21 protein-coding genes are annotated in these 26481 nt (G+C 58.4%); 12 read left to right on the forward strand and 9 right to left on the reverse strand.

The window, feature by feature from the left end:
• The first annotated feature begins 134 nt into the window (after nt 1–134).
• The 5 genes from FJ145_13670 to FJ145_13690 all read left to right on the forward strand — a co-directional run bounded on the left by FJ145_13670 (nt 135) and on the right by FJ145_13690 (nt 5205).
• A complete protein-coding gene (locus FJ145_13670) occupies nt 135–1097 on the forward strand; it encodes an NAD(P)-dependent oxidoreductase (GenBank protein ID MBM4262463.1) in 963 nt (320 codons plus the stop codon).
• A 186-nt stretch (nt 1098–1283) separates the two neighbouring features.
• Complete coding sequence (locus tag FJ145_13675; protein MBM4262464.1) at nt 1284–3080, forward strand: thiamine pyrophosphate-binding protein; 1797 nt, start codon at nt 1284–1286, stop codon at nt 3078–3080.
• 116 nt (nt 3081–3196) lie between these two features.
• Nucleotides 3197–3388 carry a hypothetical protein gene (locus FJ145_13680; protein ID MBM4262465.1) on the forward strand — a complete coding sequence of 64 codons (192 nt, stop codon included), beginning with the start codon at nt 3197–3199 and terminating at the stop codon, nt 3386–3388.
• Nucleotides 3389–3401: 13 nt separating this feature from the next.
• Nucleotides 3402–4817, forward strand: a complete 1416-nt coding sequence (locus FJ145_13685) for an amidase (protein ID MBM4262466.1) — start codon at nt 3402–3404, stop codon at nt 4815–4817.
• Between the two features lie 43 nt (nt 4818–4860).
• A complete protein-coding gene (locus FJ145_13690) occupies nt 4861–5205 on the forward strand; it encodes a RidA family protein (protein MBM4262467.1) in 345 nt (114 codons plus the stop codon).
• Between the two features lie 214 nt (nt 5206–5419).
• On the opposite strand, the gene FJ145_13695 is transcribed toward FJ145_13690, so the two are convergent.
• The 8 genes from FJ145_13695 to FJ145_13730 all read right to left on the reverse strand — a co-directional run bounded on the left by FJ145_13695 (nt 5420) and on the right by FJ145_13730 (nt 13350).
• Nucleotides 5420–5812, reverse strand: a complete 393-nt coding sequence (locus FJ145_13695) for a VOC family protein (GenBank protein MBM4262468.1) — start codon at nt 5810–5812, stop codon at nt 5420–5422.
• Nucleotides 5813–5834: 22 nt separating this feature from the next.
• On the reverse strand, nt 5835–6806 hold the full coding sequence (locus FJ145_13700; GenBank protein ID MBM4262469.1) for an ABC transporter substrate-binding protein: 972 nt from the start codon (nt 6804–6806) through the stop codon (nt 5835–5837).
• Nucleotides 6807–6958: 152 nt separating this feature from the next.
• Nucleotides 6959–8107, reverse strand: coding sequence for an amidohydrolase (locus tag FJ145_13705; GenBank protein MBM4262470.1), 1149 nt, complete (start codon nt 8105–8107; stop codon nt 6959–6961).
• Nucleotides 8108–9193 carry a hypothetical protein gene (locus tag FJ145_13710; GenBank protein MBM4262471.1) on the reverse strand — a complete coding sequence of 362 codons (1086 nt, stop codon included), beginning with the start codon at nt 9191–9193 and terminating at the stop codon, nt 8108–8110.
• A 267-nt stretch (nt 9194–9460) separates the two neighbouring features.
• A complete protein-coding gene (locus FJ145_13715; protein MBM4262472.1) occupies nt 9461–10273 on the reverse strand; it encodes a caspase family protein in 813 nt (270 codons plus the stop codon).
• A 76-nt stretch (nt 10274–10349) separates the two neighbouring features.
• A complete protein-coding gene (locus FJ145_13720) occupies nt 10350–11339 on the reverse strand; it encodes an ABC transporter substrate-binding protein (protein MBM4262473.1) in 990 nt (329 codons plus the stop codon).
• Between the two features lie 48 nt (nt 11340–11387).
• A complete protein-coding gene (locus tag FJ145_13725) occupies nt 11388–12359 on the reverse strand; it encodes an ABC transporter substrate-binding protein (protein ID MBM4262474.1) in 972 nt (323 codons plus the stop codon).
• A 10-nt stretch (nt 12360–12369) separates the two neighbouring features.
• Entirely contained in the window at nt 12370–13350 is a 981-nt protein-coding gene (locus FJ145_13730; protein MBM4262475.1) for an ABC transporter substrate-binding protein, read from the reverse strand.
• 173 nt (nt 13351–13523) lie between these two features.
• On the opposite strand from FJ145_13730, the gene FJ145_13735 reads away from it, so the two are divergent.
• The 5 genes from FJ145_13735 (at nt 13524) to FJ145_13755 (ending at nt 23326) form a co-directional block, all read left to right on the forward strand.
• Nucleotides 13524–13754 carry a hypothetical protein gene (locus FJ145_13735; GenBank protein MBM4262476.1) on the forward strand — a complete coding sequence of 77 codons (231 nt, stop codon included), beginning with the start codon at nt 13524–13526 and terminating at the stop codon, nt 13752–13754.
• Nucleotides 13755–13967: 213 nt separating this feature from the next.
• Entirely contained in the window at nt 13968–15053 is a 1086-nt protein-coding gene (locus tag FJ145_13740) for a cupin domain-containing protein (GenBank protein ID MBM4262477.1), read from the forward strand.
• 187 nt (nt 15054–15240) lie between these two features.
• Nucleotides 15241–19599 carry a DEAD/DEAH box helicase gene (locus tag FJ145_13745; GenBank protein MBM4262478.1) on the forward strand — a complete coding sequence of 1453 codons (4359 nt, stop codon included), beginning with the start codon at nt 15241–15243 and terminating at the stop codon, nt 19597–19599.
• A gap of 554 nt (nt 19600–20153) precedes the next feature.
• Nucleotides 20154–22700: a xanthine dehydrogenase family protein molybdopterin-binding subunit gene (locus FJ145_13750; GenBank protein MBM4262479.1), complete on the forward strand. Its 2547-nt coding sequence runs from the start codon at nt 20154–20156 to the stop codon at nt 22698–22700.
• A gap of 32 nt (nt 22701–22732) precedes the next feature.
• On the forward strand, nt 22733–23326 hold the full coding sequence (locus FJ145_13755; GenBank protein ID MBM4262480.1) for an ABC transporter substrate-binding protein: 594 nt from the start codon (nt 22733–22735) through the stop codon (nt 23324–23326).
• 147 nt (nt 23327–23473) lie between these two features.
• Here the strand turns inward: FJ145_13755 and FJ145_13760 are convergent, their stop codons facing one another.
• A complete protein-coding gene (locus tag FJ145_13760; protein MBM4262481.1) occupies nt 23474–23959 on the reverse strand; it encodes a hypothetical protein in 486 nt (161 codons plus the stop codon).
• 175 nt (nt 23960–24134) lie between these two features.
• Here FJ145_13760 and FJ145_13765 point away from each other — a divergent pair, with 175 nt between their 5' ends.
• Nucleotides 24135–25607 (forward strand): UbiD family decarboxylase, encoded by a 1473-nt coding sequence (locus FJ145_13765; protein MBM4262482.1) that lies wholly within the window; start codon nt 24135–24137, stop codon nt 25605–25607.
• A 123-nt stretch (nt 25608–25730) separates the two neighbouring features.
• A complete protein-coding gene (locus FJ145_13770) occupies nt 25731–26456 on the forward strand; it encodes a hypothetical protein (GenBank protein MBM4262483.1) in 726 nt (241 codons plus the stop codon).
• The last annotated feature ends 25 nt before the right edge of the window (nt 26457–26481 follow it).

The raw sequence follows: 26481 nt of genomic DNA on the forward strand, positions 1-26481 counted from the left end.
AGGCACGAAGATCACGAAGTTAGGAATAAAATATTGGTCCGAACCTTCGTGTCCTTCGTGCCTTCGTGGTGAAGTCCGAGTCGGCGTAGGGTGCGGCGCGCGCACCGTCCGGACAATCGTCGAGGAGGCATGACATGAAATACCTAATCACAGGCGGCATGGGCGTCAACGGCGCGGTGGCGGCGCGTTTGATGGTGCGCGATGGCTTGCGTCCAGTCTTGATGGACAACCGCGTTGATTACACTTTGATCGAAGATATCAAAGACAAAGTCGATATCGTCACCGGCGACATCTGCGATCAAGCGGCTCTCGAAAAAGTCGTCGATGGCCACAAAGTCACCGCCATCGCCCATCTGGCGGCGCTGATGCCGGAACCAGCCGAGGCCAATCCGCGTTTAGCGGTCAAAGTCAGCTTCGACGGCATCATCAATGTGCTCGAAGTGGCGCGTGACAAAGGCATCAAGCGCGTGGTTTACACGAGTTCTAAGGCCGCCTACGGCGAGATCAACGGTGAGGAAGGGCCGCCCAACTACAAGCCGGTGCGGGAAGACTATCGCAAGCTGCCGGCCGATCTCTACGGCTCGATGAAAGTCGGCTGCGAAGAACTGGGCCGCTACTATCGCGAGACCTATGGCATCGAATTTATCGCGCTGCGCTTTGTGTCGATCTATGGCCCCGGCAAAGAAGCGCGCCACGGGCCGCTGTCGTTTTACGGCCAGTTGATCGAGAAAGCACGCGAGGGCACCAAATGGGTCATTCCGCAAGGTGGCGATCAGTTAAACGACGCGGTCTACGTCGGTGACGTGGGGCGCTCTGTTTACCTCGCACTCAAAGCACCGACGCCGAAAGAGTGGACGTTCAACATCGGCACCGGTAAAGCGAGCACGCCGCGGGATTTTTTGAACGCAGCGGCGAAGATGTTTCCCAATCACAAGATTGAATTGGGCCCGGGGCCGAGCAAGTTGGGCCGCAGTAAGCAGAGCTATTGTATTTTTGATATTTCAGCAGCGAAACGAAACATCGGCTACGAACCGGCGTACGACGTGGAGAAAGGCGTGAAGGACTACGTCGAGACACTGGATCGGCTCGGAAGATGAGAGACTAACCACAAAGAGCCTAGATCACAAAAGTTCGGCAGGAATTAACCGCAAAGAGCGCAAAAGGCGCAAAATCAGAAACCTTCGAGCAGCGACCTAACTCGCGCGCTTGGTTGCTTTTTGTCGTTAGTTCTGTGCTCTTTGTGGTTAACCTAATCCGAGAAATTTCTCAGTAACGGAGGCAGAGTGGCAAAGGCACCTAAAGGCGGCGCGGAGGCTTGGGCCGCGGGCATTGGCAGTAAGAGCAAGGCGCAGTATGGCTCCGATCTGATGGTCGAAGTACTGCGCGAGTTGGGGATCAAATATATCGCGCTCAATCCCGGCGCGAGCTATCGTGGCCTGCACGATTCGCTGGTCAATTTCGAGGCCGGCAAAGAGATTCAGATGATCATGTGCACGCACGAGGAGATCGCCGTGGCGATTGCCAACGGCTATGCGCGCGCCACCGGCGAGATCATGGCGACTGGTTTGCACAACGTCGTCGGTTTGCAGCACGCGAGCATGGCGATTTTCAACGCCTGGTGTGATCGCACACCGATTCTCAACCTCGGCGGCGGCGGGCCGCAAGATACAACCCAGCGGCGTTCGACCGACTGGGTGCATACCGCGTTGGTGCAGGGGCTAGCGGTGCGCGACTACACCAAGTTCGACGACCAACCAGCGACCGTCGATGCAGTCGCCGAGTCCTTCCTAAAAGCTTACCGTTTCGCCATGACCGATCCCAAAGGACCGGTTTATATCTGCCTCGATACCGATGTACAGGAGGCGCAGGTCAGTAAGCCGATGACGGTTCCCCACGCGCAGCTTTTCCGGCCGCCGGCGGCGCCGGGGCCCAATCCTGAACAGTTGCGCAATGCCGCGCGGTTCTTAGCCGAAGCCGAATGGCCGGTGATTGTCGCCGGTGAATTGGGGCGCAATCCGAAAGCGCTGCCGCCGCTGCTTGATCTTGCCGAAGCCTTAGGTGCCGCGGTGGTCGACGCCGATGGCCGCTACGGTTTTCCCAGCACCCATCCATTAAATTTGACCAACGCCCGCGAAGCGGCGCTGCAGCCGGCCGATGTAGTTTTGGCTTTGGACGTGCCGAGTCTCGGCGTGCCGCTCGGGCCGTCGGTGCGCGAGCGCGGTAACTTTGCGCCCATCGTCTCGCCCAAGTGTCAGATCATTCATATCACCATGCTCGATCTCGAAAAGCAGAGCTGGGTAAGCGACAACATGTGGCTCCTGCCGGTGCATGTGCCGATGGCGGCGGATTGCGCGGTGACGTTGCCGCTATTGCTGGAGCAGGTGCGCGAGCGTTTGGGCGCGAGCAACGCCGCGTCGAAAGTACAAAGCCGGCGCGCCAAAGTTGAAGGGATCTACAACGAGACGCGCAAGAAGAGCCAGGAGTGGATCAAAAAAACCTGGGACGAAAAACCGATCTCGCAGGCGCGCTTTTTTAGCGAGATTAACCAGCGCGTGCAAGGAAAGTCTTGGGCGCTGGTGGGTGACCATGGACGGCGCTGGCGCGAAGCCATCGAGATCACCGAGCCGGCCCATGGCATGGGCGGCGGTCGCGGTGGGGGCGTGGGCTATGGTTTGCCTTCGTCGATCGGTTCCGCTCTCGGGTTTAAGGGCAGCGGTCGTTTGTGCGTGAGTTTGCTCGGCGACGGCGATTTTTTGATGACCTCCAATGCGCTATGGACGGCGGCGAAGTACGATATCCCGCTGCTGGTCGCAGTGATGAACAACCATTCCTACTACAACGACGAAGAACATCAGGAACGGATGGCGCGCTGGCGTGATCGACCGGTGCAGAACAAAGGCATCGGCATTCGCATCGAAGATCCGGTTCCCGATCTGTGCACGATTGCGCGCGCTTTCGGCGTCCAAGCGTTTGGTCCGATCACCGAACCAAACGAGATTGGTCCAGCGTTGGACAAGGCGATTCCGATTGTCGAGTCCGGCAAGCCGGTGGTTGTCGATGTGGTGATGCAGCCGAGATAGAGAATCTAAAGGCCAGGAGCATGCTTCGACAAGCTCAGCAGGAACGGGTTTTGGGGTAGCTATTTTCTTGTCCGTTCGTTCTGAGATTGTCGAAGGGCTCCGAGTTGGAGGCAGCGATGGACAAATTGATTGAAGCTAACTTGAAGGCTGTGCTCGCCCGCGAAGGGTTGGAAGCCAAGCCAGGCGACTTAGAACAGTTCAGCGACATCATCGAGCTCTACATGTCGACGTTGAAGACGCTTCACTCGGTAAATCTTGGATCGGAAGAATTGGGGCCGGTATTTCGTCCCGAGTGGGCGAATAAATAATTGAAAATGGACAATGGAAATTGAAAATTTTCGGAGGTTAATTATGGCCACCCCGGAAAAACCGCTCTACTACCTGTCAATTCACGAAGCGCAACAGCTCATCAAAGACAAAAAACTTTCACCGGTGGAATTAACGCGGGCGGTGCTTGATCGCATCGATAAGGTCGACGGGCAGCTGCACGCGTTTATCAATCTCATGGCCGAAGGGGCGATGGCTGCAGCGCGTAATGCCGAAGCGGAGATTGCCAAAGGCAACTGGCGCGGCCCGATGCACGGCATTCCGTTCGCGGTGAAAGATCAGCTCGATGTCGAAGGCGCGCAGGCACGCGTGCGGCAGTTCACCAAAGGCGTCGGCGACGCGACACCGGTGCGCAAATTGAAAGACGCAGGCGCGGTCTTGTTGGGCAAGCTGCACATGAGTAGCATGCCGGGCCCTGAGCTGCCGCAGCCGCGCAATCCATGGAACACGGCCCACATCACCGGAGGTTCGAGCACGGGTTCCGGTGCCGCCGTCGCCGGCGGCATGTGCTTGGGGTCGCTCGGCGAAGACACCGCCGGTTCGATTCGCAACCCATCGGCGTTTTGCGGCATCGCCGGTTTGAAAGCGACCTATGGCCGCGTCAGCCGTTATGGTCTCGCGCCGCTCAGTTGGTCGCTCGACCACTGCGGCCCGATGGCGCGCATGGTCGAAGATCTGGCGCATATGCTCAACGCGCTCGCGGGGCACGATCCCAACGATCCGACGTCGAGCAGCCAGCCGACCACCGACTATGCGAGCAGCATTCGTGAAGACATCAAAGGGCTGCGCGTCGGCGTGCCGCGCGACTATATCGACGAATGCGCACCGCGCACGGATCCGATCGTTCTAAAACGGGTCGAGGAAGCGACAGCGCAGCTCAAAGCCTTGGGCGCGCGTGTCGAAGAAGTAAAAATTCCGACGCTCAATCTCGCGACCATTGCCAACGCCGTCATCTACTACAACGAATTCTGGGCGGCGCACAAAAGCTCCGCCGCCGAAATTCTGAAGAGCGGTGCGGCGCAGCGGCGCGCACGGATTTATCTCGGTTTGCTGACCAACTCCGCCGATTACATCCAGGCGCAGCGCGTGCGCAGCCGCTGCCGCGCCGAGCTGGCTGAAGTGTTTCAGAAGCTCGATTGCCTGGCGCTGCCCAATCAGTCGGGCCCGGCGCCGCGGGTCGAGGAAGTTGGGCCGATCGATACGCTATTCAAACATGTCGTGCCGGAATACCATGGGCCGTTTAATTTAACCGGTCTACCGACGCTGTCGGTGCCCTGCGGATTTTCAGATAGCAATTTGCCGATCGCGTTACAGATTGTTGGCAAACCGTTTGATGAGGTGACAGTCTTGCGCGCAGGGTATACGTATCAGCAAGCGATGAAGTGGTATGAACGGAGACCAGCAATCTAGGCAAGAGGCAATAGGCAAAAGTAAGAATCTCTCGGAGGCTCACATGGACATCAAGCGTATCAATCCGCGCGAATGGAACTGCAATGCCGCCGTGTTCGGCGATCTGGTTTACTGCTCGGGCATGGTGGCCGATGACAAGAACCTTGATATGAAGGGCCAAACGGCGCAGGTGCTGAAAAAGATCGATGCCGTGTTGGCGCAAGCGGGCACCAACAAGTCGCGCATTTTGAGCGCGACTGTCTACATGCAAGACGCCAGCCTGAAGGATGACATGAACGAATCCTGGATGGCCTGGGTCGATCGATCGAATCTACCGACGCGCACGGCCGTCGGAGCGGTGCTCACGCCGGGGACGATGGTGGAAATAACCGTTGTGGCTGCCAAATGAAATAGGCAATAGGTAGTGGGCAATAGGCAATAGTAGGAATCAGATGACAAAGATTGATTCCGCTGAAAACCCCAAAGAATGCTTCGACGGGCTCAGCATGAACGGATTTTTGGTTAACGTTTTCGACTCCGATTCCGTTCGTTCCTTCGATGAACTCAGGACAGGCTCTGAGCCTGTCGAAGGACTCCGAAGGGTTTTTTAGCAGAATCAAAGATTAGCTGCTGACCGGCTCCCGACATACTGCCTCGATATTGTACCCGTCCGGGTCCAACACGAACGCCCCGTAATAGTTCTCGCTGTACTGTGGCCGCGGGCCGGGGCTGCCGTTGTCTCTGCCACCGGCGGCCATCGCCGCCTCATAGAACGCATCCACTAGCTCTCGCTTGTTCACTTGAAATGCAATGTGCGTGGTCGTGTCGCGCGGCGTGCCGTGGTAAATCCACAGGTCGGCACGCGGCGGCTCGCCGAAGCCCGCACTCGCCGTGGGCCGCGTCGGCGTCACGCCGTATTCGCGGATCATCTCGCAGCCGATCGGCTTGAGCGCGGCGATGTAGAACTTTTTGCTCTTCTCGATGTCACTAACGGTGATTCCGACGTGGGCGATCATATTGACCTCCTGCAAGGGCTCATCAATACCCGCTGGCGTGAATCTTCTGAATTAAGCTGTCATCGATGATGGTTTCGGGCTTGAAGTCTTTCAGCTTTGGATTGGTGCGCGACAGGATCGCGTGAATCTTTTTCACGCCTTCGTGTTTTGGTTTTAGGTCAGTGCTGTAAGTCGCCAATAAACCATAGTAGCCGCTCTCGGCATCTTCGATCCGTGGCAACCGGAGTACGCGCGCTATCGATTTCATCACCGCTTGTTTGTTTTCCGGTTTGACGAAGAAGCGCATGGCATCGAGCGTGCCTTTCATCATGTTCTCGTAGAGCTTTTGCTCCTGGCGAAAGGTGCTGCGCTTGGCGATCAGCGACGAGCCGAGATAGGGGATCGGCGCTTTGGCGAGATCGAGCAGGACGGTGAAGCCTTTTTTCTTGAGCGGCGCGCTAAACGTCGGGCCCATCCACGAGGCGTGGGCGCGGCCGTTTTCCAACGACTGAATGCGCGACGCTTGGTCGCCCAGGACGATAAAATTGATGTGGTCGCGCTCCGGGTCCAGGCCCATGTGGTCCAACGCGAGCATGTTGTTGGCCCAACCGCCGCCGCCGATGCTCTGGATGGCGACTTGCTTGCCGCGCAATTCTTCTGGCCTTTTGATTTCCGGCCGGGCGATGAAATCGCCTTCCGGTTTGTTAATCAAAGTCGCGACCGCGACCACGTCCAAGCCGCCGACGGCGACGTTCAGGACGTTGTTCGAGCTGGTGAGCACCGCAGAGACGTCGCCTGAGACTAGGGCCGACATGGCCAGCGGGCCGGTGCGCATGAAGACAACTTCGACGTTGAGGCCGTGCTTACGGAAGATGCCCTGATCGACGCCGACCCAGAGTACTGCCGGGTTTTCACCGGAGGTGCCGTTAGCGACGCGAAAGGTGGTGAGGGGCTGGGCTTGGCTGACGCCTGTTAACCCAAGAATGGCAGTTAGAAAAAATAAGATCATTTTCACAACAGTTCTTCCGACATGTATTACCCTCGCCCAGTCTTCTGGGAGAGGGTAAGGTGAGGGCAGATTTTATTTGCACGCAAAAAGGGCGGGTCTTAGACCCGCCCTTACAATTTTTTCTTTGCGTTCTCTGCGTTCCTTGCGGTTAAATATTCCTAATTCGTCGGTAGTCCGTAGAATCGCTCGGCGTTTCTATAGCGCACGCCGTCTTTGTCTTCTTTGGTTAACCGTTTGTTTTCGTCCAATTCTTCAAGTTCTTCTTTGCAGGTTTCGTTATTGACCTCGTGCGGAAAATCCGACGAGAAGACGAAGGGCTTGTTGCCAAACACGCTGATGGCGAAGGGGAGTGTTAGCTCATCGCCTTCGACGCCGACGAAGATGCGGTCTTCTTCGATCTGGCGCTTCACATAATCCATGATCGATTCTTTTTCGCGCAGCTTGATGAAACGGCCGCGCGGGTCGTACTGTACGTGGCTGAACCAGGCGCGCTCGAAACGCTCGACGCAGCCGACGAACCAGCCGCAGCCGGCTTCCATGAAGCCGAAGCGGACGTTGGGAAATTTGTCGAAGACGCCGTTGAACAGGATGCCGCCGAAGTTGACACCCTGGCCGAACGGATGGCCCAGCGCGTTCACCGGTGCGTAGGGCGTCATGTCGTCCAATCCCATGTTGTCATGCACGCCGCCGTGAATGCCGATGCAGCATTTGAGGCGATTGGCCTCTTCGTAGATTGGCCAGTACTTGTCGTCGCCGAGATGATTCTGCGCGCCGTAGACACCGGTGCTGGGCAGCATGGCGCCGCAGAACCCCAGTTCTTTGACGCTGCGGCGAAGTTCTTTCACGGCTTCGGCTGGCTCCTGCAAGGGAATCAAACTCAGCGCCTGAAAGCGTGAGCTCTTGCTTAGATACTCGTCATGCATCCAGTCGTTGTAGGCTTTGGCTAGTTCGATCGCCCAGTCTAGACTCACTACGCGGCCAAAGGACAAACCGTTGGTCGGATAGAGCACGGCGCTGGTCAGGCCGACGTCTTCCATAAAGTCGACCCAACCTTCGCGGCCAACTTTGGCGAACGCTCCTTCGGGCAATGTGTGCGCGTTGGCGGCATGCAGATGATCGTTGGGTGGATACGGCCCGCGCGCCGAACCGAAGCGCTCGCGGTAGATTTGCGGCATGCGTGCCGCGATGTCGGTGTGCGATTCGACCACATGGCCGTCGCCGTCGATGATTTTGTGCTTTTTGTTGCTCATGGGATTTCCCTCTTGATCGGACCGATCCGACGGATCCGACCGATCGGTCAAGATCATTTAATTCGCCAACTGATAAAATCTCTTCGCGTTGTTGAACAGAATAGCGTCCTTGTCTTCCTGCTTCAAATTACGATTCTCGCGCAGCTCTTGCAGCTCATGTTTGCAAGTGGCTGCGTCGACTTCGTGCGGATAGTCCGACGAGAACAGATAGGGTTTGTTGCCGGTGATGCTCACTGCCTCGGTAATCGTCAGCTCTTCGCCTTCGCAGCCGACGAAGATGCGGCCCTCGTCGATGTGGCGGTTGATGTAGTCTTTCAGTTTCTCGCCTTTTTTCAGTTGCAGAAAGCGGCCGCGCGGGTCGTGTTGCACGTGGCTGTCCCACGAGCCGTTGAAGCGCTCCATGCAGGTGAGCAGCCACGCCGTGCCGGCTTCCATGAAGCCGATGCGCAGGCCGGGGAACTTGTCGAAGACGCCGTTAAAAATAATACCCGCAAACTGGATCATCTGGCTCATTGGATGGCCGAGCGCGTTGGGCACGGCGTAGGGGCTCATATCGTCCATGAGCAAATTCTCATGCGCGCCACCGTGGATGGCGATGGCACAGCCGAGCCGCTCCGCTTCGCCGTAGATCGGCCAATATTTCTCCGAACCGAGATGCGGCATGTTGACGCCCATGGACGGCAGCATGGCGCCGCTGAATCCCAAGTCACGCACCATGCGGCGCAGCTCGATCACTGCTTCAGCCGGTTCTTGCAGCGGGATCAGGCCCATCGCCTTGAACTTCGGGCTCTTGGATACATAGGTGTCGTACATCCAGTTGTTGTAGGCGCGCGCCAACTCGATGGCCCAGTCGCGGCTGACGATCTTGCCAAACGCTAACCCAGCGCTGGTGTAGAGCACGGTGGTGCCGATGCCAACGTCTTCGAGAAACAACTCCCAACCTTCACGGCCAACGTTGGCGAAGGCGCCGGGAGGGGTGATGTGGCGGTTGGCCGAGTGCAAATGGTCGATGGGTGGAAACGGGTTTTTGCCGCGTGCTTCGGAGAAGCTGCGCGCGACGTAGTCCTGTGGCATGTACTTGACGATGGAGGTGATGTCTTCGACGACATGACCATCGCCATCGATAATTTTTTGTTCGCTCATTTTAGTTTCCTCTCTGAGATTTGACTGATCGGTCTAATCCGTCTGATCGCCTGAGCTACGCAGACTTCCTCACTTGCTCCTGCGCCAGCGGATATTTCTCGCACAAGGTCTTCCAGTAAGCCGCGATTTTCTTCGCGTTGTCTTTTACTTCCTGGGGGACAATCCGCCAAGGCGCGCGTTTCGGATTCTCCACCAGGAGCGGACGCTAGTCAAGGCGCCGGGCGCCTTGATCAGGCTAGATTGGAATTCGCCGGCCAACCGGCAGCGTTAGATCGTGAACGGTTTCTGCTTTTCGAAGGCGCTGTTGGCGGCGCCGACAAAATAATAATTGGGCGTTTGCGTGGCTGGCAGCAGCGAGACGATTTTATCGCGGAACTTGCGATAGTCGCCGGTGAACTTGCCGCCGTTCCATACTTTCTTGAGGGTGCCGGTGAAGGCGCCATTTTTTTCGCCGTCCATCGACGTTTGATTGTCTTGGCAGCCGGAGATCAATAAGACGCTCGCGCCGACCTTCACATTCTCGGTGCCGCGGTTGTTCTTCTGAATGTCGCGGTAGAGCGCGGTGTTGGCCCTCTCAACTTTTATGCCGATCGGACGCGGCATGGCTCGAGGCTTCGCCCCACGACCCATGAACATCGGAATGTTTCTGGTTACCGTGCCGCTGTGGCAGCTATCGGATAGCACGAGGATGCGCACGCCGACTTTGAACTTGGCCCAAAGATTATGCAGCTCGTCGTCGACCAACTGCCGGTTGTACAGCACCCAGGTTTCATCCATGCGATCGTTGTCTTTCTCGTCGCTGTTGGTGTCGCGCACCTGGCCGCCGTGGCCCGAATAGGTGAGAAAGAGCATGTCGCCCTTGCTGAGTTTTTTTGCCGCGTCTTGGATGACCGCCGTCACCGCCGCGGCAGTGGCTTGGCCTTCCGTCAGCAGTGTGTTGCCGGTGAAGCCCTTCTTGATCGCCAGCGCGCGCATGTCCTTGGCATGGGCGATGCACGCGTTCAGAGCGCCATCCCAGCCTTGATAGTGTTTGGGGTCGACGTGATTCAAACCGATGTGGATTGAGATTCCTTTCGCCATGACAACTCCTCCAAGTTGAGATTTGCTGCAACTCGAAGTTTACGGGCTGCCGACAAAAGCTGTCAAACGAAATGTGCTACGGTTTCCAGCCTTGCTTGTTCAGTTGCTGCTCAGCCTGAATCGCAAAACTGAAATCGTAAGCGCGCTGTGGCGGCACGATGTGATTGACTTCCGCAACCTGGGCGACGATCGCGAGATCGTTCTTCTGCGTCTGCTCGTCGACGTAGCCCGCTTTAGTGAAAGTTCCCACCAGGTCGTCGTACATGCGCGTGGCGAGAACCCTGTCGAGCTCGCTGAATTTGGTGATAGCGGCGATGGTCGCTTCGCGCTCGGTGCGGGCGACGCGCAAGCCTTTGACCACCGCGCGGACGAAGCCGGCGAGCTGCTTGGGCTGTTCCTTCAAGAATTTCTCCGAGGTGGCGAAGGTGCCCCAGGAGTTTTTGACGGCTTTGCCGACAAATAGCAGATCGCGCATGCCTTGATCCAAAGCGGCGTAGCGCTCCTCGGGGCTGACGATGGCGGCGTCGACCGCGCCAGAGAGGAGCGATGGCAGACGGTTTACCGGACCGGGATCGATGAGCACGATGTCTTTAGGAATGTTGTTCTTGGTCAGAATGTCGCGAAACATGAAAGCCGCAATGGAGGCGACCCCGGTGGTGGCGACTTTCTTGCCGCTCAGGTCGCGCAAAGTCTTGATGTTGGGCCGCGCCACGATCCACTGCAGCACTTGATCGTTGAAGGCGAGAATGGTGCGCAGCGGCGCGTTGCCTTTGGAAATCGCCACCAGCGCGCTGCTGCCCGAGCCGGAAAACTGCACGGCGTTGACGATCAATGCCTGCAGCCCCGGGGCGTTTTGCATGTAGGTTAATTTCAGCTCCAACCCTTCTTCTTTCATGTAGCCGCGCTCCTGGGCGATGGCCAGCGGGACATATTGAAAAGCCTTTGAGGTGAGTGCCGCAGTGACCGTATCGAGAGCAGCGGCCACGCGTGGGCTGAGTGCGAAGAAAACAAATAATAGAAGTACGTTACAGACCATGAACAAACTCCTTATAATCGCCGCAATCATAATCTGAAATCTAAAATTGGCAATTTGAAATTCCGAGCGAAGCGAGGACTAGGGTCGCCAGTTAGCACGCGTCAGCTGCTGATCAGCTTCCAATGCCAATGAAAAATCATAAGCTCGGCTCAGTGGAACCGGTTCCTTGACGTCGGCAATCTGCTGAATGATAGCGAGATCGTTGCGCTGGATTTCTTCGTCGACCGCGCCGTTGGCGGTAAAGGTGTTGATCAGGTCGTCGTACATGCGCGCGGCGATCGAGCGCGGCTGCTTGGTGAAGCGCGTGAACGAGGCCACCGCCGCTTCTTTGTCGCGGCGCAGAACTCTTAGCCCTTTCAATGTCGCGCGCATGAAGCCGGCGGCCAGCTTGGGCTGTTCCTTCAGAAAGCGATCGGAGGTTGCCACCGTGCCCCAAGAATTCTTTACCTCGTTGCCGAAATAGAGAATTTCTTTATTGCCTTGGTCGAGAGCCGGATAACGGTCCTCATTGCCGACGATCATGGCGTCGATGACGCCGGACTGGAGCATGGCCAGGCGATTGCCGGTCGGCATGGTGATGTAGGTGATATCCTTATTGGGGTCGACGCCCTGTTTGGGCGCCAACTGGCGAAACATGAAAACCGCCGCCGAGGCCAGCCCCGTGACGCCGAGTTTTTTGCCTTTCAAGTCTTTTATCGTCGTAACGCCGGGGCGCCCGACCATCCATTGATGCACTTTGTCGTTGACCGCCAGCACGGTCTTCAACGGCGCGTTGCCTTTGGCGATGGCGACGAGCGCGCTACTGCCGGCGCCGGAAAACTGGATTTGTCCTGAGACCAGTGCTTGTAGACCGGGCGTGGTCTGCATCATGACGATACGCAAGTCGATGCCTTCTTCCTTGAGATAGCCGCGCTCCTGCGCCAGAGGAAAAATGACGTATTGAAACGAGCGCGTGGTGAGCGCGACGTGAATCGGTTCGAGATTCTGCGCGCGAACCATCGCGGGGAAAAGCCAGATCGACGAATAGAGCACGGCGGCTACGATTCTCATATCGGCTCCTCTAACGTTGATAAAGTTGCCTTAAAAACCCCGACGCCTCCACTTCCTGCACCAGGCTGTTGTCGAGGAAACTGCGCGGGTCGGCGTTGGCGAGTTTGGGATTCTTTGGCGCCAAATCGTCGAGCAAGGTCTTCACGCCGTCTGGTGTGATCGCCAGGTTTTCCGGATACATGGGCGCGAAGTCGCGATATGCACGCTCCAGGCTTTCGTTGTCGGTGATGCGCATCTTCTTGGCGAAGATCGCTTTGGTGGGTTCTTTTTGGGTTTTGATGAAGTGAACCGCTTCCATCATGGCGCGGGTGAGGCGCAAGAGCGCCGGGCGGCGCGCTTTGATGATGGCCTCGCGCGACAGCACGGCGTTGTACCAAAAGGGAATCTTCAGGCCGATGAAGCTTTGCAGCGTGCGGAAGCCAAGTTTTTCCGCTTCGCGGGTGAACGGCTCGGCCATCGACGTGAATTGAATAACGCCTTTCGACAGCGCGGCGAAACGCTCGGGCGCCGCGCCGATGGAAAAGATTTTTACGTCCTTGTCGGGGTCAATGCCGAGCTTTCTCAGCGCCAGCCGAATGCCGAGGTCGGAGGTGCTGCCCAAGCGATTGACGCCGCCGCTCTTGCCTTTGAGTTGCTCGATAGTGGTGACGCTGGGGATCGTGACCAGATAGTCTGGAAAGCTTGGCACCATGCCAAGGATCATCACCGTGTCGGCGCCGCCGCTGCGCGTCGGCACGACGCTGGTCACCGACGTTACCGTTACATCCAGCTCGCCCGACATCAGCGCCTGCATGGCGATGGGGCTGGCGCTGATGCTGATAATTTCGCCGGTGAGCCCATGCTTGGCGAGCAGCTTGCGCTCTTCGACGACCCAAATAGGCGCATTGGTCGGCGTTGCGCCGGCCCAGGCGATGCGCATGCGCTCCTGGGCGTGGGCGCCCGCCGCCAGCATACTCAGCAACGCTAGCGCAAGCACGATCACTCGTTTCATGGTTCCTCCGCGGCGTCGAGCCGCACAGTAGGGCAGAAGTTCCACCGACGTCAAGGGTTTGGCTCGAAGATCAAATTTTGCGATTTGTGCCACGCCACAACTTTAGCTGAGCAGCGTTGATGGGAAATGGCAGTGGTTTGCACCACCTAGCGAAACCCGATAAAGAGCGCAGCATGACGAGCCTGCCAAAAGACCTGTTGGCCGACGCCGGCGAAATTCGGAAAGCGGTCAAATCGCTGCGCAAGAAGCCGGTTATCGAGGGGCTGATCCGTCGCGGCATCGCACCAGAAAGAATCGAAGCGATTATCAGAGATGCCGAAGCGGCTGCCGACACCCTGGCCGCGAAGGCAGTGGCGCGTATGGCGCACCGTAAACGCGCGAAGTTGAAAATCGTAAAGTTTTAGTCGGGGACACTTGCCCGGATGGCTATAAGCCCGACTTGTCCTAACGCTTTCCGGTTTAATTCTCTCTAGATTCAGTTGCTCAGAGGTCACTCTATTGCTCCGCTCGTAGTCCTTTGCTCAGTCAACCAGCGAGCCAGGCTCCTGCTTGACGATGGGCGCGGCTAGGTATTACCTAGAACGGAGCGACAGGTCACAAGGCCAAGGAGAAGCAGTATGAAAGCTGAAGATCAGTCGAGCGCGCTTCGCGAAGCGTTTCATAAGAAAATGCACGCCGCCAACATGTACGGCTTGTGGGAGCTGGCGAGTCAAATGACGCCGCAGCCACAGCCCAAGATGAGTGCCCATATGTGGCTGTGGTCGGTGCTGGAGCCGATCGTTACGGAGTCGACCCAGGCCGTGCCGGTGGGCGACGAGCGGCGCGCGCTGCAACTGTTCAACCCCGGTTTGAGCGGGCGCTGGGCGACGACCAATAACTTGATCGCCGCGGTGCAAGTCTTGCTGCCCGGCGAGGTGGCGCGCGCTCATCGCCACACGCCGACGGCGATCCGGTTTATCATCGAAGGCAGTGGCGCCTATACGGCGGTGGATGGCGAGAAAGTGTTTATGGAGCCGGGCGATTTGATTCTCACGCCGAGCTGGTCGTGGCACGATCATGGCAACGAAACCAAGCAGCGGATCGTCTGGATGGACGGGCTCGACATTCCGCTGATTGCCAACGTCGAAGCGATGTTTTTTCAGTTCTACACGGCAACGCAAGTGCCCGCGAGCCGGCCGGCTAATGCCTCGAAAAATATGTACGGCTACGCGCCGCTCAATCCGACTTGGGTCAAGGAGAAATCGAAAGCCTCGCCGCTGCTGCTCTACTCATGGAAAGAAACTTGGCAGGCATTGGATGGGCTGCGCAGCGAAGCCGGCAGTCCGTTCGACGGCGTAGCGATGGAATATCGCCATCCGCAGACCGGCGGGTCAGTGATGCCGACCATGGCTTGCCGCATTCAGCTACTGCGCGGCGGCGAACACACCAAGGCGCACCGCCACACCGGCAGCGCGGTCTATCATGTCGTGCAGGGCCAGGGCATGACGATCATCGATGGCAAGCAATTCAACTGGCGCAAGAACGACATCGTCGTGCTGCCGCCCTGGGCCGTGCATGAGCACGCCAATACCTCGGCGAGCGAAGATGCGGTGCTGTTCTCGATTCAAGACGCGCCGGTGCTCGAAGCGCTGGGGCTTTTCTACGAAGAGGAGTACACGGAAAACGGCGGGCGTCAGAAAGTGACGTCGACGTTCAGCTCATAAAGATGTTTCACCACGAAGGCACGAAGCACACGAAGTTCGGAGAAGGAGTGTTTCTTTCCGACCTTGGTGCTCTTCGTGCGTGCTTCGTGGTGAATCTTTCCTGCTGAAATTTCACCAGGTGCCTAACCACGGGAACCATCATCACTCCCGGGTTTGTTGACCCCTTTGGGTTTTCCTTTTACGCTGAATTTTCCGATTGGAATCTCAGTTGCTGACGCATTTTCATCCCCTCGTCGAACGCTGGTTTGTCGAGCGCTTCAAAGATCCGACGCCGCCTCAGGAGTTGGGCTGGGGCTCGATCGCCGCCGGGAAGTCGACGCTCATCGCTGCGCCCACCGGCTCCGGTAAGACCCTGGCGGCCTTTCTTTGGTCGGTGGATCGGCTGATCAAGCGCGCGCTCGACGGCACCCTCGACGATCGCACCAGCGTCGTCTACGTCTCGCCGCTCAAAGCCTTGGGCAATGACATCGCCAAAAATTTGCAGCAGCCGCTCGAAGAAATCTACGAGCTGGCCGGCAAGGAAGGCGTGCTGCTGCCGACCCTCCGCGTGGCGGTGCGCTCCGGCGACACGCCGGCGCACGAGCGCCAGGCGATGGTGAAAAAGCCGCCGCATATTTTGATCACCACCCCCGAATCGCTCTACATTTTGCTTACGGCCGAAAAAAGCCGTCGCTTTCTTAAGACTGCGGAGACCGTCATCGTCGATGAAATCCACGCGGTCGCCCAAGACAAGCGCGGCGCCCATTTGGCGCTGACGTTGGAGCGGCTCGATGCTCTAGCCGAACAGCCGTTGCAGCGCATTGGCCTCAGCGCGACACAAAAACCTATTGAAGAGGTCGCGCGTCTGTTGGTCGGCAGCGAGCGCATCGATGCCAATGGCGCGCCAAAATGCACCATCGTCGACACCGGCCACAAACGCGAAATGGAAATGTCGGTCGAGCTGCCCGATCAAGAGCTTGGGCCCATCGTGCGCCATGAAATCTGGGCGGAGATCTTCGACAAGATGGTCGCGCAGGTCAAAGCGCATCGGACGACGCTGGTTTTCGTCAACACCCGGCGCTTGGTCGAACGGGTGGCGCACCAATTGAGTGAGCGCTTGGGCGAGGATAAAGTCGGCGCCCATCATGGCAGTTTGTCGCGCAAGACGCGGTTGTCGGTGGAAGAGCGATTGAAGTCAGGTGCGCTTCCGGTCGTCGTGGCTACTGCATCGTTGGAGCTAGGCATCGATATCGGCCACGTCGATTTGGTTTGTCAGATCGGCTCGGCCCGCTCTCTCGGAGTCTTGCTGCAGCGTGTCGGCCGCTCGGGCCACTGGCGCGGCGCCACGCCAAAAGGATTGTTTTACCCGTTGACGCGCGACGATTTAGTCGAATGCGCCGCCGGCATTCGCGCCATTCGCGCCGGCGCCCTCGATCGTCTTTGGGTGCGCGAGAAACCGCTCGATATTCTCGCCCAGCAAATGGTGGCCACCGTGGCGAGCGCCGCGGTGACGAGCAAAAAAGATGATGGCGAAAGCGGCGGCATCGCCGAAGAAGCGCTCTGGCGCCTGGTGCGGCGCGCCTATCCCTACCGCGATCTTAAACGCGAAGAATTCGAGCAGCTGTTGGAAATGCTTTCGGAAGGCATTTCAACGCGGCGCAGCCGCAGGAGCGCGCATATCCATCGCGATCGGGTGCACGGCATGCTGCGGCCGCGGCGCGGCGCGCGGCTGATCGCCATCACCAATGGCGGCGCGATTCCCGATGTCGCCGACTACAATGTCGTTGAGTTTCCCGATGAGACATTTGTCGGGACCGTGCATGAAGATTTCGCTATTGAAAGTCTGGCCGGCGATATTTTTCTTTTGGGCAACCGTTCCTGGCGCATTCGCCGCGTCGGCTCGGGCAAAGTTTGGGTCGAAGATGCCCAAGGCTTGCCGCCGACCATTCCGTTTTGGCTCGGCGAAGCGCCCGGGCGCACAGTGGAGCTGTCACAGGCGGTTTCCGAGCTGCGCGAGGAAATCGCTGGCCGGCGTCACGAACCGCACCTGGCCGCGCAGTGGCTGGTCGACCAATGCGGCATTGCGCCGGCCGCCGCCGAGCAGTTGGTGAGCTACGTCAAGGAGACCTGTGCGGTGCTCGGCACCGTGCCGACGCAGGAGCGGATTGTTGCGGAGCGCTTTTTCGACGAAGCCGGCGGCATGCAGCTGGTCATTCATTCGCCGTGGGGCGGGCGCATCAACCGCGCCTGGGGCATGGCGCTGCGCAAGCGCTTTTGCGTCAGCTTCGACCGCGAGCTCCAGGCGGCGGCCACCGATGACGGGGTTAATATTTCTTTAGTTGAGCAGCATTCTTTTGCTCTGGGCGACGTCTTCCTCATGCTGCGGCCGGCGATCGTCGAGCGCGATCTGATTCAAGCAGCGCTGCCCTCGCCGATGTTTACCAACCGCTGGCGCTGGAACACCACGCGCGCGTTGGCGCTCTTGCGCAGCAACGGCGGCAAAAAAGTGCCGGTGGCGATCCAGCGCATGCGCGCTGAAGATTTGCTCGCCGCGGTTTTTCCCGAGCAAGTGATGTGCCAGGACAATCGCGTCGGTCCCGTCGAGATTCCCGATCATCCTTTGGTGAAAGAAACCGTTGGCGACTGTTTGCACGAAGCGATGGACAGTGACGGCTTGACCGAGATCATTGCGCGCATCGAGCGCGGCGCGATCGCCACCGTCTGCGTCGACACGCCGGTGCCGTCGCCGATGGCCCACGAAATTCTCAACGCCAATCCGTACGCTTTCCTTGACGACGCGCCGCTGGAGGAAAGACGCGCGCGGGCGGTGTCCTTGCGCCGCGTCGACCCTTGGCTCGATCGCGAGTTCGGCCAATTGGATAGCGCCGCGATCGAAGAAGTCCGCCAGCAGGCATGGCCCGATGTGCGCAATGCCGATGAGCTGCATGATTTTCTCCTTGGCGTCGGCTGGCTGCCGGCGCAGCAAGCCGGCGCCTGGGGGGAGTGGGCGGAGCAGCTTGTCCGCAGCGGGCGGGCGACGCGGGCTACCTGGGAACTTGCCGATTCGGCGCCGTCCTTTGCAGCCTATGTTCCGGCTGAGCGGCTGCATTGGCTCGAAGCGATCGAACCAGCCGCCCGGACGCAGCCAAAACTCATGCTCTCGCCGCAGCTGGCCAGCGCCGCCATTCAGAGCGACGAGGCGATCAGAAAAATCGTTCATGGCTGGCTCGAAGTGTCAGGCCCATGCACCATCATCGGCTTGGCGCACCAACTTGGTCTGACCACGGCGCAGGTGGAAATCGCCATGCTGCAGCTGGAAAGCGCCGGCGTGGTTTTGCGCGGCAATTTCACCGGAGCGGACAATGGCACGGAATGGTGCGAGCGCGGTTTGCTGGCGCGCATTCACCGCCTGACCGTCGGCCGCCTGCGTAAAGAGATCGAGCCGGTTGCGCCGACGGGATTCATGAAGTTTTTGCTGCGCTGGCAGCAGGTGACGGCTTCCTCCAAGCCGCGCGGCCGCGAAGGGGTGCTGCAAGTGATCCGCCAGTTGCAAGGCTTGGAATTGCCGGCGCCGGCGTGGGAGCAGCATGTGCTGCCGGCGCGGGTGGAGAACTACGATCCGGCGGACTTGGAACATCTCTGTTTAGCCGGCGTGGTGGCCTGGGGCCGGCTGCGCTCGGAACTGCCCATTGGGGATGAAGAAGATCCGGGGCGGCCCGTTCGCCGTAGCCGGCGCGCGCCGGGGCGCAGCGCTCCGATTGCCTTCTTGCTGCGCGAGGAGCGCGACTATTTTCTTCCGGCACGCACCGTCGCGCCCGAAGAAACGCCGGGTCTGTCCTCGATGGCGCGCCAGGTTGCACGCTATTTGGCACAGCACGGCGCGTCGTTTTTGAGCGACATTGCGCGGCGCACCGGCTTGCTCAAGGTCAAAGCCGAGGAATCTCTATGGGAGTTGGTCGCCCGCGGGGTTGCCACCGGCGACGGCATCGCCGGGCTGCGCGTTCTGCTCACGCCCGAGAAACAGCGCCGGGCGCCGCGCTCGCGGCTGCGCATCATCGCCGGCGGCCAAGCCGCGGCGCGCGCCATGCCGGTCGGGCGCTGGTCGCTTTGGCGCGATGCGCCGGGAACGCACGTGCCAAACGAAGAAGAAATCCTTGAACATCAGGCGCGCCAGCTGCTGTTGCGCTACGGCGTGGTTTTTCGCGAGCTTTTGGCGCGCGAAAGCGGCGCGCCAGCGTGGCGCCAGCTGCTGCAATGCTATCGCCGCTTGGAAGCTCGCGGCGAAATCCGCGACGGCCGCTTCGTCAACGGCTTCGTCGGCGAACAGTTCGCCGTGCCCGACGCGGTCGACCGCCTCCGCGCCGAGCGACGCGCGCCGGCAACACAAACCCCTGCGCTTGTCGCCGCTGCCGACCCGTTGAACCTTGTCGGCATTCTTTCGGCGGGCGCACGAATCGCACCATTTTCCAATCAGACCATCGCTTACGCTGACGGCGTCGCAGTCGAAGCCGGCCCGCTCGGCGCGGTGTTAAGCCGGCTGCAAAATTCCCAGGCGGCCGCCGACTAGCGGGCGAAAATCACCAGGGCGTTGCCGTATAACTCAGGCAACACCTCACCGCCAGATCAAGTTGGCTTAAAGGCCTACTTAATCATTGTCGAATTTAACCGACGCCGCTACTTCATCGCTGGTTAGCTACTTTTAAAAGTAAACCATCGACGCTTCAGCGGAAGCGAAAAATCTCAACCAGAAAATGTCAAACCGTAGAGACGGAGTTGTACGAGCGAAGGAGCGGAGGTTTGTCTTTTAAAGTAGCGTGAACTTAGGATCGAACGCTGCCATTGCTGCCATTGATGCCATTGCTGCCATTGCTGCCATTGATGCCATTGATGCCATTGCTGCCATTGATGCCATTGATGCCATTGATGCCGTTGATGCCGTTGATGCCGTTGGTGCCGTTGGTGCCGTTGGTGCCGTTGGTGCCGTTGGTGCCGTTGGCCACGCTGGTCGGGGCCGATGGCCGCACCGCGCCGGCGTTCAATACTTCTTTCAACACCCGGATCTCAACGACATTCTCTTGAAGCCGCGTCAGGTTTTCCTTGGCGCGATGGATTTCATTGAGCATGCCGTCCAGATCACCGATGGTGATATGGTCCAGTGCGGTGCGAATCTTGCGGTTCAGACCAAACAGATTCTGGACGCCGCCGTCGGCGGTGAACTTCTCATCCAGCTGCTGGGATACCCGCGTCACACCTTCCATTTGGGTCTTTACATCATCCACGTTTGGGTCCTCCTTTTTGCCCTTGCAGAGAAGAATTATTTTTAGTGTAACTACCAGAAATCATAGTTCAGAGGAGAAAATAAGCAAAAACAATATTAGTTGTGGACATTTTTTTAAACGCACGCAAGGAATAGTTATTCACGGAGAAACGCGAGGTTGCATCATGGCAGAAAAACCAATCTTAGGAGTGCCCAGTCCACGGGTGGAAGGCGAAGAGAAAGTTGCCGGCAAGGCGGTTTACGCGGTGGACGTCGCGTTGCCGGGAATGTTGTGGGTGAAGCTACTGCGCAGTCCGTTGGCGCACGCGCGCATCAAACGCATCGACACCAGTCGAGCGAAGGCGGTGCCCGGCGTTAAAGTGGTGCTCACCGGAAAAGAAATAGCTGGCATCAAGATCGGCAAGAAGATCATCGACATGCCGCTGTTGGCGGATGACGTGGTGCGTTTCGTCGGCGAGAAGGTCGCCGCGGTGGCGGCGGACAGCGAAGCTCACGCTGAGGAAGCGATCGACTGCATCGATGTCGAATATGAAGAGCTGCCGGTTGTGACAGATGTGCTGGCAGCGCTTGCGCCCAAGGCGCCGCTGCTACATCCGGAAGTAGGCAGCTACAAGGGTTTGCTGCAAAAAATCCACACGCCGAGCAATGCAGTGGTTCAACTCACTTGGAAGAAGGGCGACGTCGTTGAAGGCTTTCGCCAATCCGATCTGGTGGTGGAGAATACTTTCGAAGTGCCGGCGGTGCATCAAGCTTACATCGAGCCGCATGCCTGCGTAGTGCGCGCTCACCAAGAGGGCTTCGAAGTTTGGGCGTCGACCAAAAGCCCCTACGCGCTGCGCGATCAAGTGGGCAACGCCGTGAACATCGCGCCGGCGAAGATCGTCGTGCATCCCTGCTACGTCGGCGGCGACTTTGGCGGCAAAGGCGACTCGAACGATGTGGCGTTGTGTTATGAGATTGCCAAGCGCGCCGGCGCGCCGGTTAAAGTGATCTTCGATTATAGTGAGGAGTTAATTGCGGGCAATCCGCGCCATGGGGCATTGATCAAAGTGAGGACCGGCGTCAAGCGCAACGGTTTGATGATCGCCGAGCATATAGAATTGTTATTTGACAGCGGCGCTTACAGCTCCTATCGGCCGCAAGGCTACCTGGTCGGCGCACACGATGCGTCCGGTCCATACCGTATTGCCAACTGTCTGGTCGAGGAAAGATACGTTTATACGAATAAAATGCCCGCGGGCTACATGCGGGCGCCCGGCCACGTGCAGGGCTTTTTCGCCAGCGAAAGCCAGCGCGATCTGATCGCCCGCAAGCTCGGCATGGACCCGGCCGAGTTTCGCCGTATGAACTTTATGCGCGACGGCGAGCCGGCGCCGTTGGGTGAGCATATTCATCACATTCGCCCCGAGGAGACCCTGGCCAAGGCGCTCGAAGTTTCTCATGCGCGCGCGGCGAAAAATAAAAACATCGGCCTCGGCTGTGCCATCGGCAACTGGGTATCGAAGGGCGGCGAGTCCTATTCCTTTGTTCGAATCGATGAGCAGGGTGGAGTCACGTTGTCATCGGCGGTCATCGACACCGGGCCTGGCGTCTATTCGATCATGCGCCAGATCGTCGGTCAGGAGTTGAAAGTGTCCCTCGAAGATATCCGCGTCGAGCCCTGGGACACTTCGAAAGTCATCAAAGACACCGGCGTGCGTGGCAGCAGCAGCACACGCGTGCACGGCTCGTCGGCCTACGCAGCGGCGGTCAAGGCGCGTGAAGCGGTGCTGCAGGCCGCAGCGCAGGCCATGAATGCAAGGCCGGAGGAACTGATGGTCTACGAAGGCGGCGTGATCCACGGCCGCCGCGAACAGCGCATGAGTTTGGCCGATATCGTGCGCGCCCATGGCGCGCCCATCGTCGCCGAAGGGCATTATGCCAACATGTCCGACGGCCCCGAGTCGTCGCTGGTGGCGCAGGTGGCGGAAGTGGAAGTTGACGATGAAACCGGTGCGGTGACGCTGCGGCGGCTGACCACGGCGCACAACACCGGCACGATTCTCAACACCTTGACGCATCAAGGGCAGATCGACGGCGCCGCCGTGATGGGGATCGGCTATGGCGTCATGGAAGGGTTCTTGAACGACGAGAACGGCCGCGTGGTCACCGCTAATCTGGGCGAATATAAGATCCCTAACATAAAAGATGTACCCGAGTTGACCACGGCAATCGTTCAATCCAACGTTGGCAGCGGGCCGTACAACAGCATGAGCATCGGCGAGCATGCCTTGATTCCCACTGCGGCAGCCATCGCCAACGCGGTGGAGGACGCGGTGGGCGTGCGCATCACCTCCCTGCCGATCACCGCGGAGAAGGTTTTGGCGGCGTTGAAACAGAAAGGGGCCTGAACTATATCGTGGCGATATCGGGACATTGGGCGATGAAGAGGCAGTTTTTACTTGTTACGTGTCTGTGGCTCTTCGCACTTGCATTGTCGGTGGCGGCTTATGCCGGCGAGCCGCTCGATCTGGTGAAGAGCACGGTCGACAAGGCGCTCGAAATCTTGCAGGAGCCCAGGCTGCAAGCGAAGGAAAAAAGGACTGAAAAGCTCAACCTGCTGCGAGACACCGTGAACCCTGTGTTCGATTACGGTGAGATGGCGCGCCGCACCCTTGGCAAGCATTGGGCCGGTCGAAGCAAGGCCGAACAAGAAGAGTTCATCAAACTGTTTCGCAATTTCGTCGAGCGCGTCTATACCGACAAGGTGGAACTTTACAACGGCGAAAGAGTCGTATTTGGCCGTGAAACCATCGACCGGGATTTGGCGCAAGTGGAATCTTTTGTGGTCGACGCCAAGGGTGAAAAGTCGTCGGTGGTCTACCGGCTTTTGAAGAACCAAAGCGGCTGGAAACTCTACGATGCGGTGGTGGAAGACATCAGCATCATCGCAAATTACCGGTCGCAGTTTGACCGCATTATTCGCAACTCATCTTATCAAGAGTTGATCCGCCGGCTCAGCGAGAAAACGAATTGACCCAAGAGGGCGGAGCCGCAACTGAATCGGATAAGAGATTTAAGCGCAAAAAGCGCAAAAGACACAAAAACTCGGAGAGGAAATATTCACCACGTGATTCATGGGCGCGCGTCGGCACGTGAATCGCTTCGTGGTGAGATGAGCATCTTAGCTGCCGTAGCTGCTGCTACGCTGGCGCTGGCCGTAGCGTTCGACGAAAATTTCGTAAAATGACGCGATGGTGCGGTCTTCGACGTGGGGGTGGCCGTCGTCATTCTTGTAAAGCAGCGTGAGTGACAGCGGCCGCTTCTCGATACCAAGCAGCTCGGCGTTTTGCGCATCCAAGTAGGCACCGATGGTGCGCAGCGTGTTCGATAGATTGTAGAAGTCGGGTAGGGTGTTAGGGGTTTTGCGCTGATGCTGCCCCTGCCATTGCAGCCGAAGCAGGTCTTGAGCCATAAAGCTTAAGGTGCGTGCCCCTTCTTTTTTCTTCAGTTGTTTGAGCTTGGCTAACAGCGAAGTCGGCTTTTCCGGGGCGCCACTGACAACATACTTCCCGGCCTCGCTCTTCATTTCAAATACTGTAATGCCTTCCGCTTCCAGTGCCTGACCGAGGGCACGTAGCTCATGGTCGTATTGCGGCTTGTTAGTCATAAGACCCTCATGTTACAAACATCCCCAGGCGCTCGGAACAACCGCTCCACCGCTCGCTACATAACATCGGATGACGGTGAAAAACAAGAGCTAATCGCTTGAGTTTCTTGACAAAAATAGGGGTGGCACGTATCGTGACGAGATCTTTCGAAAGCTATTTTTTCAGGAGGCATACATGGCACGTCCGGAACGGGTTGGCACCGCTCATAGCACAGTGACCTATCGCGGGTTGCGCGACTGGATCGAACAGGTTGAAAAAATGGGCGAGCTGCTCACCGTCAACGGTGCGCATTGGGACCGTGAGATGGGCGCTATCACCCAGATGTTGACCGAGAGCGCCCGCGGCACCGCGCCGGCGATCGTCTTTGACGAAGTGCCTGGCTACCCGAAAGGCCATCGCACGCTCTACGGCCAGTTCTCAACGATCAAAAGGGTGGCGCTGACTCTGGGGCTACCGCTCGAATACGAGCGCAAAGCGGACATTGTGAAGGCCTACCACCATGTGATGACCGACATGAAGTTGATCAAGCCCAAGATGGTCAAGACCGGGCCGATCTTCGAGAACGTCTTGGAGGGCGACAAGGTCGATGTGTTGAAGCTGCCAGTGCCGATCCACCACCAACGCGACACGCACCGCTATGTCGGCACCGCGGACATGTGTATCACCAAAGACCCTGACGCTGAGTGGTACAACTTCGGCGCCTACCGCTGCGAGGTTTACGACGGCAAGACGATCGGCTGCCAAATTACCGAAGGCAAACACGGCCGCATTCATCGCGATAAATACTTCGAGCGCGGCCAGAGCTGCAAATTTGCGATTGTCTGCGGTCAAGACCCGTTGCTTTACATGTTGTCGGCAAGTCCGCTGCCGAGCGGCGTTTCTGAGTACGATTTCGCTGGCGGTATCCGCGGCGAGCCGGTCGAAGTGGTGAAGGGGCCCTATACCGGATTTCCGATTCCCGCCGACGCTGAAATCGTCATCGAAGGCGAGGCGGTTCCTGGCAATGCCAAGCCGGAAGGGCCGTTTGGTGAGTGGATGGGTTACTATTCCGACGACGTTGTGCCGCGGCCCTATTTGGACGTCAAGACCGTCATGTATCGCAACAATCCGATCCTCACCTGCGCGCCGCAGCACAAACCGGTGGATGAGACCGGCTTGCTCAAGGGCATCGCTGGCGCGGCAGAAATCTGGAATGCGTTGGAAGCCTGTGGCCTACCAGAAATTCTCGGCGTGTGGAACCACGAAGGGGCGCCGGCGACGCGCTTTACGGCGATTCAAATCCGCCAACGCTACCCGGGCCATGCGCGCAACGTTTTGCACGTGGCGTCGAACTGCATGGCCGGCGCTTACAACGGCAAGTGGACCGTGGTGGTCGACGACGACGTCGATTGCTCGGACATCGATCAGGTGCTGTGGGCGATGGGCACGCGCTTCGACCCGATCACCGATATCGATCTGGTGCAAAAGGCCTGGTCGTCGGGCCGCGATCCGATGTTTCTGCCGGGTAACTTCAACAACCGCATTTTGATCGACGCTTGCCAGCCGTACAATCGCAAGCTGCGCGGTGAGTTCCCCAAGGTTGTTGAAGTGCCGGACGATTATCGCAAGCAGATGAAAGCGAAGTTCCCGCAGCTGTTTGGCAAGTAGGACCGAGTCGGAGAAAGATTATTTCGCGCAAAGGCGCAAAGCGCGCAAAGTTCGCGATGAAAACGCGCTGAACTTGGCGAGCTTTGCGCCTTTGCGATTTCCTCAATCGAACCAGGAGCGGACATGGTGTTCACGAGTTGGCGCGGCACGGTGGGCGTGGTTAAACCGACCCATCGTCCGGGATCGCTCGAAGAATTCATTCGCCTCATCCCCGAAGGGGTCGGGGTGGTGCCGGTTTATCTGAATTTCAAGCGCGGCACCGAGGAAGAATTTGGCGCCGCGTTGAACGCCGTGCACGGCAAGGTTGCCGAGCTGGCCGAGGAAGGCGTCGATCTGATTCATCCCGAAGGCGCGCCGCCGTTCATGATTCACGGCTACGATGGCGAGGCCAAGATCACCAAAGAGTGGGAGAAAGAATTTAACATTCCGATTGTCACCGCGGCCCAGACCCAGGTCGAGGCGCTGCGTGCGCTCGGCGTGAAAAAATTTGTCGGGGTGACTTATTTCGTCGGCAGCATCAACGATATGTTCACCCGCTACTTTCAAAGCGCTGGCTTTGAAGTGCTGGCGATGGAAGGCATGAAGGTCGACTTTGCCGACGTCGGCCGGCTGGCTTCGACGGAAATCTACGGCCACACGCGCCGGGCTTTTCTCAAACACCCAAACGCCGACGGGGTCTATATGCTTGGCACCGGTTGGCGCTGCTTGGATGTCATCCATATGTTGGAAGAAGATCTGCAAGTTCCTGTCATCCATCCCGTTCCAGCGCGTGTCTGGTCGGTGCAGAAGCGCTTGCACCTGCGTCAGAAAGTCAAAGGGTTCGGCAAGTTGTTGGAGGAGATGCCGTAGGGGAGAAGAATGGGGTGATGGAGTG

This window comes from Deltaproteobacteria bacterium (assembly GCA_016874755.1).
Taxonomy (GTDB): Bacteria; Desulfobacterota; Binatia; order UBA9968; family UBA9968; genus DP-20.

Coding starts and splice junctions, on each gene's coding strand:
- FJ145_13685 (MBM4262466.1), top strand. CDS start 3,402: ATGGAAATTGAAAATTTTCGGAGGTTAATTATGGCCACCCCGGAAAAA.
- FJ145_13710 (MBM4262471.1), bottom strand. CDS start 9,193: ATGAGCGAACAAAAAATTATCGATGGCGATGGTCATGTCGTCGAAGAC.
- FJ145_13670 (MBM4262463.1), top strand. CDS start 135: ATGAAATACCTAATCACAGGCGGCATGGGCGTCAACGGCGCGGTGGCG.
- FJ145_13730 (MBM4262475.1), bottom strand. CDS start 13,350: ATGAAACGAGTGATCGTGCTTGCGCTAGCGTTGCTGAGTATGCTGGCG.
- FJ145_13760 (MBM4262481.1), bottom strand. CDS start 23,959: ATGACTAACAAGCCGCAATACGACCATGAGCTACGTGCCCTCGGTCAG.
- FJ145_13740 (MBM4262477.1), top strand. CDS start 13,968: ATGAAAGCTGAAGATCAGTCGAGCGCGCTTCGCGAAGCGTTTCATAAG.
- FJ145_13705 (MBM4262470.1), bottom strand. CDS start 8,107: ATGATCTTGACCGATCGGTCGGATCCGTCGGATCGGTCCGATCAAGAG.
- FJ145_13695 (MBM4262468.1), bottom strand. CDS start 5,812: ATGATCGCCCACGTCGGAATCACCGTTAGTGACATCGAGAAGAGCAAA.
- FJ145_13715 (MBM4262472.1), bottom strand. CDS start 10,273: ATGGCGAAAGGAATCTCAATCCACATCGGTTTGAATCACGTCGACCCC.
- FJ145_13770 (MBM4262483.1), top strand. CDS start 25,731: ATGGTGTTCACGAGTTGGCGCGGCACGGTGGGCGTGGTTAAACCGACC.
- FJ145_13720 (MBM4262473.1), bottom strand. CDS start 11,339: ATGATTGCGGCGATTATAAGGAGTTTGTTCATGGTCTGTAACGTACTT.
- FJ145_13680 (MBM4262465.1), top strand. CDS start 3,197: ATGGACAAATTGATTGAAGCTAACTTGAAGGCTGTGCTCGCCCGCGAA.
- FJ145_13765 (MBM4262482.1), top strand. CDS start 24,135: ATGGCACGTCCGGAACGGGTTGGCACCGCTCATAGCACAGTGACCTAT.
- FJ145_13725 (MBM4262474.1), bottom strand. CDS start 12,359: ATGAGAATCGTAGCCGCCGTGCTCTATTCGTCGATCTGGCTTTTCCCC.
- FJ145_13735 (MBM4262476.1), top strand. CDS start 13,524: ATGACGAGCCTGCCAAAAGACCTGTTGGCCGACGCCGGCGAAATTCGG.
- FJ145_13755 (MBM4262480.1), top strand. CDS start 22,733: ATGAAGAGGCAGTTTTTACTTGTTACGTGTCTGTGGCTCTTCGCACTT.
- FJ145_13750 (MBM4262479.1), top strand. CDS start 20,154: ATGCCGTCCAGATCACCGATGGTGATATGGTCCAGTGCGGTGCGAATC.
- FJ145_13690 (MBM4262467.1), top strand. CDS start 4,861: ATGGACATCAAGCGTATCAATCCGCGCGAATGGAACTGCAATGCCGCC.